The organism is Streptomyces sp. NPDC028298, assembly GCF_055565895.1.
This window is the reverse complement of sequence record NZ_JBVHTL010000006.1, coordinates 278,498-296,312: the sequence shown is the minus strand read 5'-3', so window position 1 is coordinate 296,312 and position 17,815 is coordinate 278,498. Positions and strand designations below refer to the sequence as shown.

At 73.6% G+C, this 17,815-nt stretch carries 16 protein-coding genes; 8 read left to right on the top strand and 8 right to left on the bottom strand.

What is annotated here, in order from left to right; translation table 11 throughout:
* Positions 1 to 12: 12 nt before the first annotated feature.
* The gene (locus ACZ4TO_RS26925) at positions 13 to 1,641 is read right to left on the bottom strand and encodes a FadD3 family acyl-CoA ligase (RefSeq protein ID WP_468025411.1); all 1,629 of its coding nucleotides are present in this window, start codon (positions 1,639 to 1,641) and stop codon (positions 13 to 15) included.
* 98 nt (positions 1,642 to 1,739) lie between these two features.
* Between ACZ4TO_RS26925 and ACZ4TO_RS26920 the strand changes: the two genes are divergently transcribed.
* The 3 genes from ACZ4TO_RS26920 to ACZ4TO_RS26910 all read left to right on the top strand — a co-directional run bounded on the left by ACZ4TO_RS26920 (position 1,740) and on the right by ACZ4TO_RS26910 (position 4,342).
* On the top strand, positions 1,740 to 2,888 hold the full coding sequence (locus ACZ4TO_RS26920; RefSeq protein WP_468025410.1) for a lipid-transfer protein: 1,149 nt from the start codon (positions 1,740 to 1,742) through the stop codon (positions 2,886 to 2,888).
* A 243-nt stretch (positions 2,889 to 3,131) separates the two neighbouring features.
* Complete coding sequence (locus ACZ4TO_RS26915) at positions 3,132 to 3,557, top strand: Zn-ribbon domain-containing OB-fold protein (protein WP_382792060.1); 426 nt, start codon at positions 3,132 to 3,134, stop codon at positions 3,555 to 3,557.
* The gene (locus ACZ4TO_RS26910; protein ID WP_468025409.1) at positions 3,554 to 4,342 is read left to right on the top strand and encodes an enoyl-CoA hydratase/isomerase family protein; all 789 of its coding nucleotides are present in this window, start codon (positions 3,554 to 3,556) and stop codon (positions 4,340 to 4,342) included. Before ACZ4TO_RS26915 ends, ACZ4TO_RS26910 begins: the two co-directional genes overlap by 4 nt.
* Before the next feature lie 284 nt (positions 4,343 to 4,626).
* On the opposite strand, the gene ACZ4TO_RS26905 is transcribed toward ACZ4TO_RS26910, so the two are convergent.
* Both ACZ4TO_RS26905 and kbpA read right to left on the bottom strand, forming a co-directional pair.
* The gene (locus tag ACZ4TO_RS26905) at positions 4,627 to 6,954 is read right to left on the bottom strand and encodes an outer membrane protein assembly factor BamB family protein (RefSeq protein ID WP_468025408.1); all 2,328 of its coding nucleotides are present in this window, start codon (positions 6,952 to 6,954) and stop codon (positions 4,627 to 4,629) included.
* Between the two features lie 392 nt (positions 6,955 to 7,346).
* Positions 7,347 to 8,081, bottom strand: coding sequence for an AfsK-binding protein KbpA (kbpA, locus tag ACZ4TO_RS26900; protein WP_382791322.1), 735 nt, complete (start codon positions 8,079 to 8,081; stop codon positions 7,347 to 7,349).
* Between the two features lie 545 nt (positions 8,082 to 8,626).
* Here kbpA and ACZ4TO_RS26895 point away from each other — a divergent pair.
* Positions 8,627 to 9,274, top strand: coding sequence for a TetR family transcriptional regulator (locus ACZ4TO_RS26895; protein WP_355759605.1), 648 nt, complete (start codon positions 8,627 to 8,629; stop codon positions 9,272 to 9,274).
* Between the two features lie 338 nt (positions 9,275 to 9,612).
* Here ACZ4TO_RS26895 and ACZ4TO_RS26890 read toward each other — a convergent pair whose 3' ends face one another.
* Positions 9,613 to 10,125, bottom strand: coding sequence for a nitroreductase family deazaflavin-dependent oxidoreductase (locus ACZ4TO_RS26890; protein WP_468025407.1), 513 nt, complete (start codon positions 10,123 to 10,125; stop codon positions 9,613 to 9,615).
* Positions 10,126 to 10,229: 104 nt separating this feature from the next.
* A complete protein-coding gene (locus ACZ4TO_RS26885) occupies positions 10,230 to 11,417 on the bottom strand; it encodes an acyl-CoA dehydrogenase family protein (RefSeq protein ID WP_385042420.1) in 1,188 nt (395 codons plus the stop codon).
* Positions 11,418 to 11,556: 139 nt separating this feature from the next.
* Here ACZ4TO_RS26885 and ACZ4TO_RS26880 point away from each other — a divergent pair, with 139 nt between their 5' ends.
* Together ACZ4TO_RS26880 and ACZ4TO_RS26875 are read left to right on the top strand one after the other, a co-directional pair.
* Positions 11,557 to 12,750, top strand: a complete 1,194-nt coding sequence (locus ACZ4TO_RS26880) for a thiolase C-terminal domain-containing protein (protein WP_468025406.1) — start codon at positions 11,557 to 11,559, stop codon at positions 12,748 to 12,750.
* 88 nt (positions 12,751 to 12,838) lie between these two features.
* Positions 12,839 to 13,495, top strand: coding sequence for a pyridoxine/pyridoxamine 5'-phosphate oxidase (locus ACZ4TO_RS26875; protein WP_382791307.1), 657 nt, complete (start codon positions 12,839 to 12,841; stop codon positions 13,493 to 13,495).
* Between the two features lie 23 nt (positions 13,496 to 13,518).
* Here ACZ4TO_RS26875 and ACZ4TO_RS26870 read toward each other — a convergent pair whose 3' ends face one another.
* Positions 13,519 to 14,409, bottom strand: a complete 891-nt coding sequence (locus ACZ4TO_RS26870; RefSeq protein WP_468025405.1) for a GNAT family N-acetyltransferase — start codon at positions 14,407 to 14,409, stop codon at positions 13,519 to 13,521.
* An 88-nt stretch (positions 14,410 to 14,497) separates the two neighbouring features.
* Here ACZ4TO_RS26870 and ACZ4TO_RS26865 point away from each other — a divergent pair, with 88 nt between their 5' ends.
* Complete coding sequence (locus ACZ4TO_RS26865) at positions 14,498 to 15,124, top strand: GNAT family N-acetyltransferase (RefSeq protein WP_382791303.1); 627 nt, start codon at positions 14,498 to 14,500, stop codon at positions 15,122 to 15,124.
* Here the strand turns inward: ACZ4TO_RS26865 and ACZ4TO_RS26860 are convergent.
* Together ACZ4TO_RS26860 and ACZ4TO_RS26855 are read right to left on the bottom strand one after the other, a co-directional pair.
* Positions 15,107 to 15,484 carry a Zn-ribbon domain-containing OB-fold protein gene (locus ACZ4TO_RS26860; RefSeq protein ID WP_468025404.1) on the bottom strand — a complete coding sequence of 126 codons (378 nt, stop codon included), beginning with the start codon at positions 15,482 to 15,484 and terminating at the stop codon, positions 15,107 to 15,109. The two genes, ACZ4TO_RS26865 and ACZ4TO_RS26860, sit on opposite strands and share 18 nt — an antisense overlap.
* Positions 15,485 to 15,525: 41 nt before the next feature.
* On the bottom strand, positions 15,526 to 15,978 hold the full coding sequence (locus ACZ4TO_RS26855; RefSeq protein ID WP_385042416.1) for a DoxX family protein: 453 nt from the start codon (positions 15,976 to 15,978) through the stop codon (positions 15,526 to 15,528).
* 350 nt (positions 15,979 to 16,328) lie between these two features.
* Between ACZ4TO_RS26855 and ACZ4TO_RS26850 the strand changes: the two genes are divergently transcribed.
* Positions 16,329 to 17,528: a flavin-containing monooxygenase gene (locus tag ACZ4TO_RS26850; protein ID WP_382791293.1), complete on the top strand. Its 1,200-nt coding sequence runs from the start codon at positions 16,329 to 16,331 to the stop codon at positions 17,526 to 17,528.
* The last annotated feature ends 287 nt before the right edge of the window (positions 17,529 to 17,815 follow it).

Here is a 17,815-nt window from a genome sequence, read left to right as displayed (position 1 = left end):
TGCGGCCGCCGCTCACCGCCCCCGCAACTCCCCCTTCACCACCTTCCCGCTCGCGTTGCGCGGGAGTTCGGGGACGAAGGCGACCGTGCGCGGGACCTTGTAGTTGGCCATCTCGCGGCGGGACCAGGTGATCAGGTCCTCGGCCGTGAGGGTGGAGCGGGGGCGGCGGACGACGTAGGCCCTGCCGACCTCGCCGAGGCGGCTGTCCGGGACGCCGACGACCGCCACGTCGGCGACGTCGGGGTGCAGGCCGAGGAGCTGCTCGATCTCCGCGGGGTAGGCGTTGAAGCCGCCCACGATGAACATGTCCTTGATCCGGTCGGTGATGCGGAGGTTGCCCTCGGGATCGAGGACGCCCACGTCGCCGGTGCGCAGCCAGCCGTCCGGCGTCAGGACCTCCGCCGTGGCGGCCGCGTCCTCGAAGTAGCCGCTCATGACGTTGAAGCCGCGGACCAGGACCTCGCCGGGCGCCCCGGGCGGAACCGGGGCGCCCGAGGCGTCCACGACCCGTACCTCGGTGTCCGGGATCGCCCGGCCCGAGGTCGAGGCGATCACCTCCGGCCGGTCCCCCCTGCGGCACATGGTGACGATGCCGCTCGCCTCGGAGAGGCCGTACGCCGTCAGGACGGTGTCCACGCCGAGTTCCGTGCGCAGGCGCTCGACCAGCCGCAGCGGGACCACGGCGGCGCCGGTCACCACCAGCCGCAGCGCGGAGAGGTCGTGGGTGTCGCGGGCGGGGTGGTCGAGGAGGGACTGGTGGAGGGTGGGCGGGCCGGGGAGGACGGATATGCGTTCCGCGGCCACGTTCGCGAGCACGGTGTCCACGTCGAACACCGGCTGCGGCACCATCGTCGCCCCGCGCATCAGACAGGCGATGATCCCCGCCTTGTAGCCGAAGGTGTGGAAGAAGGGGTTCACGATCAGGTAGCGGTCGCCCTCGCGCAGACCGGCGAGGTCGCTCCAGATCTCGTAGCCGCGCAGGGTCTGCGCGTGGGTGATCAGGGCGCCCTTGGGCCGGCCGGTGGTGCCCGAGGTGAAGACGATGTCCGAGGGGGAGCCGCCCGACACGGCGTCCCCGCGACGGCGCACCTCGTCCCGGCCGACGCCCTCCCCGTCGGCCAGGAAGTCCTTGAACGTGCGGAAGTCGGCGGGGGCATCGTCCGCGAGGACCACCACCCGCTCCAGGTGCGGAAGGCCGGGGAGCGGGCCGGCGCCGGGTCCGGGGACCGCCTCCCCCGCCCCTTCCCCGGGCTCCCCCGCCGCCCGGCGCAGCGAGGCCACGTACGACGTGCCGAGGAAGGTGCCCGTCACGAAGAGCAGCCTGGCCCGGCTCCTGGCCAGGACGTACGCCGCCTCGGCGCCCTTGAAGCGGGTGTTGAGCGGGACCAGGACCCCTCCCGCGGACACCGCGCCGAGAGCGGCGACGATCCAGTCGAGGGTGTTCGGGGCCCAGATGGCGACACGGTCGCCGACGCGGACGCCGCTCGCCATGCAGGCGGCCGCGGCGCGTTCCACCCGCGCGCCCAACTCCGCGTAGGAGACACGTGTCCGGCCCTCGACGACGGCCTCGCGGTCCGCGAAACGGGCCGCCGCCGACCGCACGAGTCCGGGGACGCCGCCCCACTCCAGGTCACCGCGCATCGTGTACCTCCCGCCGGAGCACCACTAGCTGACTGACCGTCAGATTAGCTGTAGCCTGACGGACTGTCAGCAGCCGGGACCGTGTGCGGAGGTCACCCATGCCAGGGCTCAAGGACGCCACAGCCGTCGTCGGAATCGGACAGACCGCCTTCGCGAAGCGACTCCCCGAGTCCGAGAAGACGCTCGCCTGCCGGGCGATCCTCGCCGCTCTCGACGACGCCGGCATCGCGCCCGCGGAGGTCGACGCCCTCGCCTCGTACACCATGGAGGAGACCGACGAGGTGGAGGTCGCCAAGGCCGTCGGGCTCGGCGACCTCACCTACTTCAGCAAGGTCGGCTACGGGGGCGGCGGTTCCTGCGCCACCGTCGCGCACCTGGCCGCCGCCATCACCGCAGGCCAGGCGACCGTGGGCGTGGCCTGGCGCTCGCGCAAGCGGGGCAGCGGGCCGCGCCCCTGGAAGAACACGGCCGTCCAGCTCCCCACCCCGGCCCAGTGGACCCGGCCCTTCGGACTGCTGCGGCCCGCCGACGAGATCGGGATGCTCGCGCGCCGGTACATGCACGAGTACGGGGCCACCCGCGACCACCTGTTCAACGTGGCCCTCGCCTGCCGCAACCGCGCCAACCAGAACCCGGCCGCGATGATGTACGAACGCCCGCTGACCCGCGAGATGTACATGACCGCCCGCTGGATCAGCGAGCCGCTGTGCCTCTTCGACAACTGTCTGGAGACGGACGGCGCGCTCGCCTGCGTGATCGTGTCCGCCGAGCGGGCCCGCGACTGCCGGCAGCGGCCCGTCTACGTCCACTCCGCCGCGCAGGGCCTGCCCGCCCAGCACCACGGGATGGTCAACTACTGGAACGACGACCCGCTCACCGGGCCCGCCTGGACCGCCGCCCGGCATCTGTGGAAGCACGCCGACCTCACCCCCGAGGACGTGGACGTGGCGCAGATCTACGACGCGTTCACGCCCCTGATACCCCTCTCGCTGGAGGGATACGGCTTCTGCGGGCGCGGGGAGGGCGCCGCCTTCACGGAGGGCGGGGCGCTGGAGATCGGCGGACGGCTGCCGGTCAACACCGGGGGCGGCGGGCTGAGCGAGGCCTATGTGCACGGCTTCAACCTCATCAACGAGGGCGTGAAGCAGTTGCGGGGCACGAGCACGGCACAGGTGCCGGGAGCGGCGACCTGTCTGGTCACGGCGGGGGAAGGGGTCCCGACCTCCGCCCTCCTGCTGAGGAGCTGAGGAGCCGGGATGACCGACACGACGGAGACGACCGGGGCGGGCGTGAGCACCCGGGCCGGCACGAAGACCACGGCCGGCGAAGACCTGACCACCGGAGCCGGCGAGAGGGCCGGGACGGACGGGAGCGTCGGGACGGACGCGAGGGCCGGGACGGACGCGAGGGCCGGGACGGACGCGAGGGCCGGGACGGACGCGAGGGCCGGGACGGACGCGAGGGCCGGGACCGAGGGACCCTTGCCGTCCTTGCTGTCCCCCGTCCCGGACGACGACGGGGCCCCGTTCTGGGAGTACGCCGCCCGGGGCGAACTCCGCGTCCAGGCCTGCGCCGACTGCGGTGAGCTCCGCTTCCCGCCGCGCCCCTGCTGCCCGCACTGCCACTCCTTCGCCGACGAGTGGCGCAGGATGAGCGGACGGGGCCGGATCTGGTCGTACGTGATCCCGCATCCGCCGCTCCTGCCCGCCTACGCGGCGCTGGCCCCGTACAACGCGATCGTGGTGGAGCTGGACGAGGCGCCGCGGATACGGCTGGCGGGGAACCTGGTGAGCGGGCCGGACGCGCCCATCGACTCCGTTCCGGCACCGCGGATCCGGATCGGGGCCCGGGTGCAGGCGGTGTTCACCGAGGTGAACGGCGTGACCGTGCCGCGCTGGGTCCTGGAGCGGGCGTGAGCGGGGCGGGGGGCGGCGGGCTCGTGGTGAGCGTCGACAAGGACGCCGGGGTCGCCGTCCTCACGCTCGACCGGCAGGAGAGGCTCAACGCCATCGACCTCCCGACGGCCGCCGAACTCGTCGCCGCCTGGCGCGAGTTCCGGTTCGACGACACCGTACGGGCGCTCGTGGTGACCGGCGCGGGACGGCGGGCCTTCTGCACCGGGATCGACCGCGGCGCCGAGGTGCCGCAGCCCGGCTCCCCGTACATGGTGGACGATCCGCTCGCCGCGATCGGGCCGAAGGCCAACGGACTGTGGAAGCCGGTGATCGCCGCCGTGAACGGGATGGCCTGCGGCGGCGCCTTCTACCTGCTGGGCGAGGCGGAGTTCGTCGTGGCCGACGAGGAGGCCACCTTCTTCGACCCGCACACGACGTACGGCATGGTCAGCGCCTACGAGTCGGTCTACCTCGCGCAGCGCATGCCGTTCGGGGAGGTGGCGCGGATGGCGCTGATGGGGACCGCCGAGCGGGTCTCCGCGCGCCGGGCGTACGAGGTGGGGCTGGTGTCCGAACTCACCGCGCCGGGCGAGGCGTTGGCGGCGGCCGTCGCGTGCGCGGCGGTCATCGCGTCCTACCCGTCCGAAGCCGTCCAGGGCACCGTGCGCGCGCTGTGGTCGGCGCAGGAGGCGACCCGGGCGGCGGCCCTGGCGCACGCTCCGCAGCTCGTCTCCCTCGGGAACCTGCCCGCCGAGCGGCAGGCGGAGCTGTTCTCGGCCCGCAGGCCGGGGTTCCGGCTGCGCTGAGGGCCCGTGGGACGACGGCCGGCCGGACACCGCTCCGGCCGGACCGGAGGAACCCTCGAACCGGACCGGAGGGCGGCCGGCCGGTGCTCGCTCCCTGTGGCGGGCCGGTCACGCGGGGCGTAGCCTCGCAGCCGGAGCGGCTTCCGCAGGCCGTCCGCGTGTACGACGGCCGCCGTCCGGAGACCCTTCCGTGCCCGGTACGGCGGCCGTCACACAAGCCCGGACCGGCCCCACGGCCCGCCGCCGCGGCGGGCGGTGGCCGCCCGGCGCGACGCCCGGACACCTCACGTCGTGCGAGCGGTGCCGGTGCCCTTCTCCGCGTCCAGCGCGTACACGCAGCGGTCCTTGCTGCACGCGTACACGACACCGTCCTTGACCACGGGTGCCCCGGTGATCTCGCCGCCGGTGGCCAGCTTCCAGCGCAGGCGCCCGTCGTCGGCCTTCAGCGTGTACAGCAGATGGTCGGTGGAGCCGAAGTGGATACGGCCCTCGGCCACCACCGGAGCGCCCACCAGGTCGCCCCCGGCCTGGAATCTCCACTTCGGGGTGCCGGTGACGGCGTCCAGCGTGTACAGGCCCTTGCCGCTGCCCACGTGGACGTGCCCGGCGGCCACCAGGACCGGCTCGGTGGAGGCGCGGGACTCGGTGGCGATGCGCCAGCGGTCGCGGCCGTCGGTCGCGTCGAGGGCGTACACCGTGCCGAGGTAGTCGGCGAGGTAGACGCCGCCGCCCGTCACCGCCGGACCCGGGGCGAAGGCCGGCGGGGAGAGGAAGACGGCCGGAGCCTCGAAGTGCCAGCGGACATGACCGTTGGCCACGTCGATGGCGAGGACGCGGGTGCCCGCGGAGATGTAGACGTAGCCGTCGGGCGCGTGGGTCATGCGGACCGGTACGCCGCCGCAGGAGGCCGCGTCACCGATCGGGTACGACCACCGCTCCTCGCCCGTACGGGCCTCCAGGGCGCGCAGCCGGGCGTCCTTCCAGACGTACACCGTGCCGTCGTGGATCGACGGACCGGCCTCCGGGGACTCGAAGTCCGTCTGGGCGCCGCTGATCTCCCAGAGCTTCTGTCCGTTCGCGGCCTCCCACGCCTGGACCCCGCCGCTGCGGGTGCCGGTGAGGACCGTTCCGCGGTCGGCCTGGAGGGAGTAGACCCAGGCGTCCGTGGACAGCCGCCACAGGTCCGCGCCCTCCCTGGCTTCGAGCGCGTACAGCGTGGGCCCGTCGGAGGCGTGGATGCGACCGTCGGCCACCGCCATCGACCAGGCCACGTCACGCGTCTTGAAACGGCGCCGGCCGGTCGCCACGTCGAGGGCGTGGACCTCGAAGGAGGTGACGTAGACGAGGTCGTCGGCGACCGAGGGGGTGCCCCACACGTCGTTCGACATGCGGAAGCGCCAGGGGCGCCAGCCCGCGGGCGCGTCCGGCGCCGGGGGCGCGACCGTGGGCACGGGCGCCGGTTCGGCGCCGTTCACGCCGATGCGCGGCCGGGACCAGGACGCCGCGAGCCCGGCCTCCGGCGGCGGCGCCTTCACGGCCGCCGCGCGGGCGTCGAGGACCCGCGGGCCGGGACCGATGGGCACCTTGCCGCCCGCGAGGCGCACGGGACCGGTGTCGGGCGCCCCCACGGGCACCGGGGCGTGCGAAGGGGGCGGAGGCACGGGACGCCCACCGCCGCTGCGTCCGCTCCCCCCGGCCGGCTGCTTGACCGGCGGACGGCCGCCGCGGCGCGTCTCGATCAGGCCCACCGCGCGCTCGGGCAGCCAGGCCGAGGCCGTGCCGCTGTCGTCGGAGCCGGAGCCGAAGAGGTGGGGTGCGAGCTGGGCCTGGAGGTCGGCGGGGTTGGGGCGGGCCGTGGCGTCCATCTGCATGCAGGACTCGATCAGCGGACGCAGCTCGTCGGGCAGGCCTTCGAGGTCCGGACCCTCCCGGAGCAGCATGAAGACCGTCTCGACCGGGTTGGCGCCGTGGAAGGGAGCGTGTCCGGTGGCGGCGAAGACGAGCATCGAGCCGAGCGAGAAGACGTCGCTCGCGCCGGTGACGCTGCGCGAGTCCTTGGCCTGCTCGGGCGACATGTACGCGGGGGTGCCGACGGCGACGTTGGTCATGGTCAGACGGGTGTTCGAGACGCCGGACGCGATGCCGAAGTCGATCACGCGCGGCCCGTCCTCGACCACGAGGACGTTCGACGGCTTCAGGTCGCGGTGGACGAGTCCGGCGCCGTGGATCGACTGCAGCGCCTCCGCGACACCCGCCGCCAGCCAGCGCACGGCCTGGGCCGGGAGCGGCCCGCACTCGTTCACTATCTCTTCGAGCGAGGGCGCGGGCACGTAGGCGGTGGCCAGCCACGGCACGGCGGCGCGGGCGTCGGCGTCGACGACGGCCGCGGTGTAGAAGCCCGACACGGCGCGGGCCGCCTCGACCTCGCGCGAGAAGCGGACCCGGAACAACTGGTCCTCGGCGAGCTCGGTCCTGACCGTCTTGATCGCCACGCGCCGGCCCGAGGCCGAGCGCGCGAGATAGACCAGCCCCATGCCGCCGGCACCCAGCCGCCCCAGCACCTCGAACGGCCCGATCCGGCGCGGATCGTGCTGCGTCAGCTGATCCACCACTTGCCTGCCACCTCCCCGTACGGGTCACGTCATCCACGTATGAACGCGGCCCAGTGCAGCGTCTCACCACCGCACCGCCATGGCGGCACGCACCCCGATTCTTCCTGGCCGAGCCGCCGGTTGCGAACCCGGGGCCGGATCGGGGTGTCTTGTGACAAAACAACCGCCCCGGCAGGAGTACGGCCGCCAGGGCTTCATGGTTCAGGGCCGAAATGCGCCCCTCACCCCAGAAGTACCCCGCTCCGGACCCCGGAAGTGCCGTCCCTCACGTCGAAAAGGCGTGCCCCTCCCCGCAGAAGCGTTTCGGCCTTTGCGGGCGAAGTACCCCCGGCTTCCTTCAACGTTGAAGCACCTTCACCGCCGACACGGCGTCACGGCTGGTCGAGGCGCCGTCAGCGTTCGAGCACCGCGAACGACGCACCCTGATTGTCGCTGACGACGGCCACCCGCCCGTACGACGTGTCGAAGGGTGTCACCTGGACACGGCCGCCGAGCCTGTTCACCGTCCCGAGTGTCTCCTCGCAGTCCTCGACCCCGAAGTGGACGAGGAAATGGGGCGGCATCTCGGCCGGGAAGACGCCCGTCACCGGAACGCGGCCGAAATCGGGGGTCGCGTCGGGCCCGAACAGCGCGTCGTGGAACAGAGCGCCGTAGAAGCGGTCGACGGTCGCGGTGTCGCGCGCGTACAGCTCGGCCCAGCAGAACGTGTCCCGCTCGTGCCGCTTGGCGAAACCGGCGTGGGTGCCGGGCTGCCAGATGCCGAACACGGCGCCCTCGGGGTCGGTGGCCAGGGCGGAGGTGCCCAGTTCGCCGGCCAGGCCCACCGCCGTGGGCACGGCGATGATCCCTCCCTCCGCCGCCACGATCCGCCGGGCGAGCGCCTCCGCGTCCGGCGTCGCGAAGTACACCGTCCACACGGTGGGCATCCGCCCGTCAAGCTTGGGCGTGAGCGCGGCGACCGGCTCACCGTCCAGCTCCGCCCAGCCCTCCGGACCCGACTCCTCGGGGAACGTCCAGCCGAACAGCTCGCCGTAGAAGCGCTTGCCCGCCTCCACGTCCGGGAGCTGGGCGTCGACCCAGCAGGGCACACCCTCGGAGAACCCTGCGACAGCGGCTGATTCGGCCATGCGGCCAAGCTAACGGCCCTTCCGCCATCCCGCAGGGCGTGCGCACCTGCTCCGGTGACGCCCCGTCCCTGCTCAGGGGCCCCGCGAGGGGATCCGGGGGCGGCCCTGCGGCGTCCCCGGGCACCTGCCCTGCGCCGGTTCGCGGGGGCGATCCCGGCGGCACTCCCCGGGAATTCCCCGAGGTGTTCCCGAAGCGCTCCCGCCAGGCACCGCCGACGCGTGTTCTTGGCGGGCGCTGCCCCCGCGTGCTCCCGGCGGGTGCTCTCCCGGCGGGTGTTCCCGACACGTGCCCCGGGGTGCTCACGGCGGCGTTCTCGCCGGGGCTCGCGGCGGCGTTCTCGCCGACCCTCCCCGCGGCGTTCTCGCCGGTGCCCTCCGCGCCTTCCCGAGCGGCTTCGGCGAAGGGGTCCGGAAACCGGCGAAAGCCCTGCCGCACCCCTGGTCGAAGCCCCTCAGAACCGCCTCCGGACCCCCGCGATGTACGGCCGCACCCCATTTGCAGTCGGCCGAATCGCGCTCCGATCACCCCTCGGTAAGCTGACGGCATGACAGGACAAGTGCGTACCGTCGACGGCCGCGTGGCCGGACGACGTGGGCAGGCGACCCGGCAGAAGCTGCTCGACTGCCTCAGCGAGATGCTCAGCTCATCGCCCTACCGGGATGTCAAAGTCATTGACGTCGCCCGGAAGGCAGGCACTTCACCGGCGACCTTCTACCAGTACTTCCCGGACGTCGAAGGCGCCGTCCTGGAGATCGCCGAGCAAATGGCCGCCGAGGGCGCCGCGTTGACCCAGTTGCTCGAAGGGCGTTCCTGGGTCGGCAAGGCCGGCTGGCAGACCGCGCAGGAACTCGTCGACGGCTTCCTGGAGTTCTGGCGGAAGAACGACGCGATCCTGCGGGTCGTCGATCTCGGCGCCGCCGAAGGCGACAAGCGGTTCTACAAGATCCGCATGAAGATCCTGAACTCCGTCAACAACTCCCTTACTGACTCGGTCACCGAGCTCCAGGCCAAGGGCAAGGTCGACAAGGACGTGAACCCGGCCGCGATGGCCGGTTCCCTCGTCGCCATGCTCGCCGCGGTCGCCTCGCACCAGAAGGGCTTCCAGACCTGGGGCGTCAAGCAGGCCGAACTCAAGCCGAACCTCGCGCTGTTGGTGTATCTGGGTGTGACCGGGAAGAAGCCGACGAAGTAGATTCCCGCGTCCGAACGCCCCAGCTCCTGTCATGCGGGCGGCAGTTCGTCCCGGAGTGATTCAGGCGGACTGCCGCCCGCTGCGCTGTACGGACCCGGAGGACCCATCGACCCCGGGCCCCCGGCCTCACAGCCCCGCCCCCTCGCAGCCCCGCACCCTCACCGGACCGCCCTCTCGGCGCCACCGCCTTCGGCCCGACCACCCTCGGCCCAACGGCCCCCGGCGGAGCGCCCCCGGCCCAGCCGCCCCCAGCCCGACCGCCCTCGGCCCGATTGCCCCGGGCCCGAACGCCCCGAGCCCGATCGCCACCATCCCGACCGGCTTCAGCCCGCCCGGCCTCAGCCCACCCCGCCCTCCCCCTCCGCCGTTGCGGCCGGCACCGCACGGCGCACGATCCTGAAGAGCCGTATCTCCCGGTCCACCCGGGCCTGATAGGTGGCGTACGGCGGCCAGAACGCCAGCACCGTCCTCCAGACCGCTTCCCGCTCCGCGCCCGTGAGGAGCCGGGCGGTCACGGGAATGTCCTCGCCCTTCCAGTTGACGACGGCGTCGGGCCGGGCCAGCAGGTTCGCCGTCCAGGCGGGATGGTCCGTGCGGCCGAAGTTGGACCCGACGAGGATCCACCCGGACCCGCCCGCCTCCGGCATGCAGGCCAGCGGGGTGCGGCGCTCCAGACCGCTCTTGGCGCCGCGCGCGGTCAGGACGACCCCGGGCAGCATCTGGGCGCTGAGCAGCACCTTCCCCCGTGTGATCCGGTGCACGGCACGGTCGAGGGCCGGGATGAGGTGCGGGGCCGCCTTGGCGAACATCCGGGTGGAGGACACCCTCTGCACCAGCCGCACACCGGGCATCCGCCGCGCCCCGGTCCCCGTACCCGGCCTCCGGCCCGCTCCGTCTCCTTCTCCCACGTCGTCCCCCGTCCCACTACCCGTACGCGAACGACCGCCCGCCGCCATCACACCGTCACCTCTCCGCCGTCGAAGAGCCTCGCCGCGTCGGCCGCGTGCGCGCGCAGCCGGTGGACGGGGCCGAAGAGCAGTTCGTCGCCCGACGCGCGCTTGAAGTAGAGATGCACGTCGTGCTCCCAGGTGAAGCCGATGCCGCCGTGGAGCTGGACCGCCTCGGAGGCGGCGGTGCGCAGCGCCTCCAGCGCCTGGGCCAGCGCGAGTCCGCCCACGCGCTCCCCGCCGGTCCCGGCGGACCACGCCGCGTAGTAGGCCGCCGAACGGGCCGACTGCACGCCCACGTACACGTCCGCGAGCCGGTGCTTGACCGCCTGGAAGGAACCGATCGCCCGCCCGAACTGCTCACGTCTGCCGACGTGTTCGACGGTGCGCTCCAGTACGCGGTCGGCGGCGCCCACCGCCTCCACCGCGAGGACGGCGGCCGCGGTGTCCCCGACGGCGGCCAGCGCGCCGGGCACGTCGGCGTGATCGTCACCCAGCAATTCGGCCTGTACGTCACGCAGTTCGAGCCTGGCCTGCGGCCGGGTGGCGTCCAGGGAGGTCTGCCGCGTGCGTACGAGCCCCTCGGCGTCGTCGCTCACGAGGAACAGCAGCGTCCGTGACCGCGCGAACCCGCCGGTGTGCGCGGCGACGAGCAGCAGTCCGGCGCTGTGCCCGTCGAGCACCTGCGCCGCCTGCCCGTAGAGCCGCCACGCTCCGTCCGCCCGGCGCGCCTGGACACCCCCGGCGCGGCCGCCGCCGGCCCAGTCGCCGTGGTTGTCGCCGGTCAGGGCGAGGGCGGTGGCCAGGCCCGCGCCGGGGACGGCGAGGGCGGCGGTCAGCGCGCCCGAGGCCAGCGGCGGCAGCAGGGCGGCGCGCTGCGCCCCGGTGCCGAGGGCCAGGATCAGCGGGGCACAGAGGACGGCGGTGGCCAGCAGGGGCGAGGGGGCGAGGGCGCGGCCCGACTCCTCGCAGGCCAGGGCGAGTTCGGTGGCCGAGCAGCCGGCACCGCCGTAGGCCTCGGGGAGGGCGAGCCCGGGCAGCCCGAGTTCCCCCGCGAGGGTCTCCCAGAGGGCCGGGTCGTGGCCGGAGGGGGCCTGCTCGGCGGCCCGCAGCTCCCGCGGTCCGCACCGCTTCGCCAGCACCTCCCGCAGCGTACGGCGGATCTCCTCCTGCTCCGCGGTGAGACGGGCGTCCATGGGCGGGCTCCTCCCTCGTCGGGGGGCTTGAACGGGACAAGTCGATCTGACGGGCCGTCATGTTAGGGCGGGGGACCCCAGAAGCACAGGGGCGCGACGGCCTCCCGGTGCGGCACTTATCTGATGTACCGTCAGATTCATGACGCATGCCACTCCGGGCCACGGCCGTCGGAAGGTCGCGGTCGTCGGCGTATCCCTGTCCGACTGCGGCCGGGTGGACGACGCGACCCCGTACGCGCTGCACGCGCAGGCCGCGCGCCGGGCACTGGCCGACTCCGGCCTGGACCGCTCGGTGATCGACGGCCTCGCGTCGGCGGGGCTCGGCACCCTCGCGCCGGCCGAGGTGGCCGAGTATCTGGGGCTGCGGCCCGCCTGGGTCGACTCGACCTCGGTCGGCGGGTCCACCTGGGAGGTCATGGCGGCCCACGCGGCCGACGCCATAGCCATGGGCCACGCGAACGCCGTCCTGCTCGTCTACGGCTCCACCGCCCGGGCGGACATCAAGGCGGGCCGCCGCACCGGCAACCTGTCGTTCGGCGCCCGCGGCCCCCTCCAGTTCGAGGTCCCGCACGGCCACACCCTCGTCGCCAAGTACGCGATGGCCGCGCGCCGCCACATGCACACGTACGGCACCACGCTCGAACAGCTCGCCTCGGTGGCCGTCCAGGCCCGCGCGAACGCGGCCCGCAACCCCGAGGCGATGTTCCGCGACCCGGTCACCGTCGACGACGTCCTGTCGGGGCCGATGATCGCGGACCCCTTCACCAAGCTGCACTGCTGCATCCGCTCCGACGGCGGCGCGGCGGTGCTGCTGGCGGCCGAGGAGTACGTACGCGACTGCCGTACGGCCCCGGTGTGGGTGCTCGGAACCGGCGAACACGTCTCCCACACCACCATGTCCGAGTGGGCGGACTTCACCGTCTCCCCGGCGGCGGTGAGCGGCCGGCTCGCCTTCGAGCGCGCCGGAGTCCGCCCGGCCGAGATCGACTTCGCCGAGATCTACGACGCCTTCACCTACATGACGCTCGTGACCCTGGAGGACCTCGGCTTCTGCGCCAAGGGCGAGGGCGGCGCCTTCGTGGACGCGGCGAAGGGACGGCTGCTGCTGGACGGGGAGCTGCCGGTGAACACGGACGGGGGCGGTCTTTCGGCCCAGCATCCGGGCATGCGCGGCCTGTTCCTGCTCGTGGAGGCCGTACGGCAGTTGCGCGGCGGCCTTCCGGAGGAACGCCAGGTGCGCCGCCCGGACGGTTCCCTGCCCGAGCTGGCGGTGGCGTCCGGGACGGGAGGCTGGTTCTGCTCGTCGGGGACGGTGGTGCTGGGGCGCGCGTGAGGGGCCGGGGGACCCGGGTCCGGGTGGCGGCGTGAGCCCTCGCCGCTCCCCGCGCCGCGCTCGGAGGTACTCGGAGATACTCGGACCCATGGAACCGGATCTTCATGAGCTGCTGAGGTCGCTGCGGGTGTGGGACACGGAGCTGCCCGGCTTCGCGGCCGAGGACGCACCGGCGGACCCGCTGACCCTGTTCACCCGGTGGTTCGCGGAAGCCGTGGCGGCCGGACAGGCCGAACCGCACACGATGACGCTCGCGACGGCCGACGAGGACGGTTCGCCCGACGTCCGGACGGTGATGCTGCACGGCGCGGACGCCGACGGCTGGGCGTTCGCCTCGCACGTGACGAGCCGCAAGGGACGCCAGCTCGCCGCGCGACCGTACGCGGCCCTCGGCTTCTACTGGCCCGCGCAGGGCCGCCAGATCCGGCTCCGCGGCCCGGTCACGGCCGCCTCGCCCGAGGAGAGCCAGGCGGACCTGCACGCCCGCTCCACCGGGGCACTGGCCGCGGCACTGGTGGGCCGGCAGAGCGAAGTCCTGCCCTCGCGGGCCGAGTTGGACCGGGCCTCCGACGCCGCCTGGGAGCGGGCCGAGGACGCCCCGCACTCCCCCGCCCCCACCTGGACGCTCTACCGCCTCCGCCCGGACGAGGTCGAGTTCTTCCAGGGCGACGCCCGCCGGCGCCACGCCCGGCTCGTCTACCGCCGTACGGAGACGGGCTGGACCACCGAGCTGCTGTGGCCGTGAGCCACCCGCCCCGCAGCCCGGCCCTACACGCCGCCTCCCTCGCGCCCCTCGTACGTGAAGTCGTACGTCGCGAAGTCGGAGACGGGGCGGTAGCCGATGCGCTGGTACAGGCCGTTGCTGGTCGGGTTGGCGAGGTCGGTGAAGAGCAGCACCTCCCCGACCCCGGAGGCGACCGCGGCCCGGCTCACCTCGGCGGTGACGGCACCGGCGTACCCCCGGCCGCGCAGGTGCGCCGGCGTGTAGACGGGGGCGACCCGGAGCTGTCCGGCGACGGGCGGGGTCGCGCCCGCCATGGCGACGGGGGTGCCCTCGGCGTCCTCCCAGAGGGTGATGCCGCCGTAGGAGATACGGTCGTCGGCCCAGGAGCCGCTCTCGCGGTGGGCGCCCTCGCCGATGGCCTCGGCGAACTCCGTGTACCAACGCGCGAGCAGGTCCCGGTCGCCCGCGTCCGCGACCCTGGGGCGGCCGGGCGGGGCGGGCTCGGGCACCGCCAGGTCGTCCAGCCGGTAGAGCCGCTCGCTCCGGAGCGGCACCGTCCTCGCCCCGGTCCGCCGCCCCCACGCCGCGGCGAAGGCCTCGACCGTGTCCGTGTCGGCGGAGACCCCGGGCACCTCGATCCCCGCGTCCGCCAGCAGCGCGGCGAGGGTCTCGGCACCCCGCTCGTCCAGCGAGGTGAGGTTCAGCCGGTACGGCGGGGTGCGGAAGAAGGCGGCCCGGACCGCCCCGTCGCGCTCCAGCGCTCCGAAGACCGGCGCGTCCTTCCCGTACTGGCTCATCCCCCGTCTGCGCAGCGCTTCCGTCACGGTCAGCGCGACGGTGTGCCGCGCCGGCCGCGACCGGAGGAAGTCTCCGGCCCGGGTGAGAAACGCGTCGAGGTCGTGGGTGAGCTGCCAGTCGTACGTCACGGAGGTCATGTCCGATGATCCCCTGCGGCCCCGGAGAGGTGCCCGCGAATTTCCTCCAGGGAGTGACCCGTGGGCCGGGAGGGGTTTGAATGGCTGGATGACCGAAGCCCATGTGCAGTTCTCCGTCGAGCCCGCCCCCGAGCTTTCGGGCCTGGGACTGCGACTGCGCCCCTGGGACCCGGAGTCCGACGCCGACGTGTCGGCGTATCTGCGCGGGCTGAGCGATCCCGAGCTGCAGCGGTGGAACACCCCGCTCAGGTTCGTGCGGGACATCGGCACCGCCCGCGAGTCGCTGCGGACCCGCGTCGCGGCGGCGGTCGGCGGCACCGGGGTCTCGTTCTGCGTCACCGAGGCGGAGACCGGCGAGACGCTGGGCCACATCGGCGTCAACGAGATCGACCACGTCATGAGCTGCGCCCGTATCGGCTACTGGGTCCTGCCGGAGGCCCGCGGCGGCCGGGTCGCCACCCGTGCCCTCACCCTCGCGGCCCGCTACGGCTTCACCGACCTCGCCCTGCACCGCCTCGAACTGGGGCACGCCGTGGGCCACGAGGTGTCCTGCCGGGTCGCCGAGCGCTGCGGGTTCCGGCACGAGGGGACTCTGCGCGGCGCGATGTTCGAGGCCGGCCGCCACGACGCGTTCCGCGACGTGCACCTCCACGGACGCCTCGCGACGGACCCCGAGCCGGCACCCGCCCCCGATCCGTCACCCTCCGGCGGGTGAGGCGGGCCGGAACACGGGGATCCCCGCCCGGAAGGCCACCTCCAGTTCCATCCCGATCCGCAGGGCCGCCTCCGGGCACCCGATCACCTCGGTCATCATCCGGGGGCCCTCCGCCAGGTCGACGACGGCGGCCGCGTACGGCACGCGCCCGCCGAACGGCGGCAGGTCGTTGCGGTGGACGACGGACCAGGTGTAGAGCGTGGCGCGGCCGCTCGCCGGGTGCCAGCTCACGTCCTCGGACCAGCAGTGCGGGCAGAACTCCCTGGGGTAGTGGTGAACGCGGTCGCAGGCCGCGCAGTGCCGGATCAGCAGCCGCCCCTCCGCCGCCGCGTCCCAGTACGGCCGGGTGAACGCGTCCACCTCGGGAACGTCGGCCCCGGCCCCCCGGCCCGCCGGCCCGCTCACCGGAAGAGCCCCAGGGCGTCGTCCAGGGACCACGTCTGCCAGGACATCGCGAACAGGCCGACGGCCGAGACGAGCGCCATCATCGCGTTCTGCCCCTGCTCGGCCCAGTCGTGGATCATGAGGGTGAAGTAGAGGACGTTGAGGAGCAGTCCCCCGACCAGCGCGACGGGGGTCAGCAGCCCGACCACCAGACCGAGCCCGAGAGCCAGTTCCGCGTACACGACGACGTACGCCATCGTCCGGGGACGCGGTGCGACGATCGTGTCGAAGCCCGAGCGCACGGCGTTCCAGCGGTGCTTGGCCGCGACGTCCGCCGCCCAGGCGATGCCGGTCCCCCGCTCGAACCAGCCCTTCTTGTCCTTGTGCCGCCAGCTCTCGAGCCACCAGAGGCCGAGCCCGATACGGAGCACGGCCAGCCACTCCGCCCCGTCGAGCCAGATCGTGTCCATGGCCGAACCTCCCGCGAAGGCACCACATCTGACGGAACGTCAGTTTCAATGCCCTGGGACGACCACGCAAGGGCCCCGCACTCCTCACCGACGAAGCGGGCGACCACCGCGCGGCCACCTTTCCGGTTCCACCCCTCCCGAGGGGCGCACGGGCCCGGTCCCGCGCTCCGGCGAAAGACGTACGCCGGGCCGCCCACCTGCGACAACAGCGCACTTTTCGCACACCCCCACCCCATCGAGGTGACCTACGCCACCGGGCCCACCCACCCCTCCCACAGTCGTGACCACTTCGCAACCGATTCCGGTCTTGACCGAGACCTATCAAGCTGAGGCGTGATTACGCTCGCGCTATGGCCGACTCGACTGCTTCCACGACCTCCCGCACGGTGCCCTCCCACGAGGACCGCCCCGTGTACGTGATCGGAGGCGGCCCCGGCGGACTCGCGGCGGCGTACGCGCTGCGCGCCCGGGGCGTACGAGCGGTCGTGCTCGAGAAGTCGGACCAGGTCGGCGCGTCCTGGCGGCGCCACTACGACCGGCTGCACCTGCACACCACCCGCCGGCTGTCCGCGCTGCCGGGGCTGTCGATGCCGCGCTCGTTCGGCCGGTGGGTGTCACGTGACAACGTGGTGCGCTACCTGGAGAAGTACGCCGAGCACCACGGCCTGGAGATCGTCACGGGCGTCGAGGTGTCCCGTATCGAGCCCGCACCCGGCGGCGACGGCTGGCTGCTGCACGCCACCGGCGGACGCGAGCTGACGGGCAGCGCGGTGGTCGTCGCGACCGGCTACAACCACACCCCGCGCGTCCCCGACTGGCCGGGCCGCGACACCTACACCGGCGAGCTCCTCCACGCCGGCCAGTACCGCAATCCCGCCCCCTACGCGGGCCGCGACGTCCTCGTCGTCGGCATCGGCAACACCGGCGCCGAGATCGCCGTGGACCTGGTGGAGGGCGGCGCCCGGCGCGTACGGCTGTCCGTCCGCACCGCGCCGCACATCGTGCGCCGCTCGACGGCGGGCTGGGCCGCGCAGTTCACGGGCATCGCCGTACGACGGCTGCCGGTGCGGCTCGTGGACGCGCTGGCCGGGCCGATGGCGAAGCTGAGCGTGCCCGACCTCGGGGCGCACGGGCTGCCCCGGCCGGACACCGGGCTCTACTCCCGTGTCAACGAGGGCTCCATCCCCGTCCAGGACGTCGGGCTCATCGACGCCGTCCGCAAGGGGAAGGTCGAGATCGTGGCCGCGGTGGAGGGGTTCGAGGACGACAAGGCCGTCCTCGCCGACGGGAGCCGGGTGGATCCCGACGTCGTGATCGCCGCGACCGGGTACGCGCGGGCACTGGAGGGCATGGTCGGGCACCTCGACGTGCTCGACGGGCGGGGGCGTCCGGTCGTCCACGGCGGTCACACCCCGCGGAACGCGCCCGGCCTGTACTTCACCGGGTTCACCAACCCCATCAGCGGCATGTTCCGCGAACTCGCCCTGGACGCCGAGAAGATCGCCAAGTCGGTGTCCCGCCACACGACGAAGCCCGAGCCCACCGCCTGAGGCCCCACGTTCTCTCGCCCCCTCCGCCCCTACCCGTCCCACCCTGGGGCTCCGCCCCAGACCCCGCTCCTCAAACGCCGAAGGGGCTGAAAATTTCGCCGGCCGGAGCTGAAAGCTTCGGCCGACCGAGCGGGGAAGCTTCGGCGGGCCGGGGTTGGAACCGCCTGGATCACGCACCCGCAGTCGGCCGCGCGCCGTCGGGGCCGTGCCGGTACATCAATGGCCGTCGCCACCGACGGTCACTCCTCACCCAACGGCGACGGGCTGATGCACCGGCACGGCCCCGA

Coding starts and splice junctions, on each gene's coding strand:
- ACZ4TO_RS26870 (WP_468025405.1), bottom strand. CDS start 14,409: ATGACCTCCGTGACGTACGACTGGCAGCTCACCCACGACCTCGACGCG.
- ACZ4TO_RS26855 (WP_385042416.1), bottom strand. CDS start 15,978: ATGGACACGATCTGGCTCGACGGGGCGGAGTGGCTGGCCGTGCTCCGT.
- kbpA (WP_382791322.1), bottom strand. CDS start 8,081: ATGGCCGAATCAGCCGCTGTCGCAGGGTTCTCCGAGGGTGTGCCCTGC.
- ACZ4TO_RS26920 (WP_468025410.1), top strand. CDS start 1,740: ATGCCAGGGCTCAAGGACGCCACAGCCGTCGTCGGAATCGGACAGACC.
- ACZ4TO_RS26850 (WP_382791293.1), top strand. CDS start 16,329: ATGGCCGACTCGACTGCTTCCACGACCTCCCGCACGGTGCCCTCCCAC.
- ACZ4TO_RS26880 (WP_468025406.1), top strand. CDS start 11,557: ATGACGCATGCCACTCCGGGCCACGGCCGTCGGAAGGTCGCGGTCGTC.
- ACZ4TO_RS26875 (WP_382791307.1), top strand. CDS start 12,839: ATGGAACCGGATCTTCATGAGCTGCTGAGGTCGCTGCGGGTGTGGGAC.
- ACZ4TO_RS26885 (WP_385042420.1), bottom strand. CDS start 11,417: ATGGACGCCCGTCTCACCGCGGAGCAGGAGGAGATCCGCCGTACGCTG.
- ACZ4TO_RS26895 (WP_355759605.1), top strand. CDS start 8,627: ATGACAGGACAAGTGCGTACCGTCGACGGCCGCGTGGCCGGACGACGT.
- ACZ4TO_RS26865 (WP_382791303.1), top strand. CDS start 14,498: ATGACCGAAGCCCATGTGCAGTTCTCCGTCGAGCCCGCCCCCGAGCTT.
- ACZ4TO_RS26890 (WP_468025407.1), bottom strand. CDS start 10,125: ATGCCCGGTGTGCGGCTGGTGCAGAGGGTGTCCTCCACCCGGATGTTC.
- ACZ4TO_RS26925 (WP_468025411.1), bottom strand. CDS start 1,641: ATGCGCGGTGACCTGGAGTGGGGCGGCGTCCCCGGACTCGTGCGGTCG.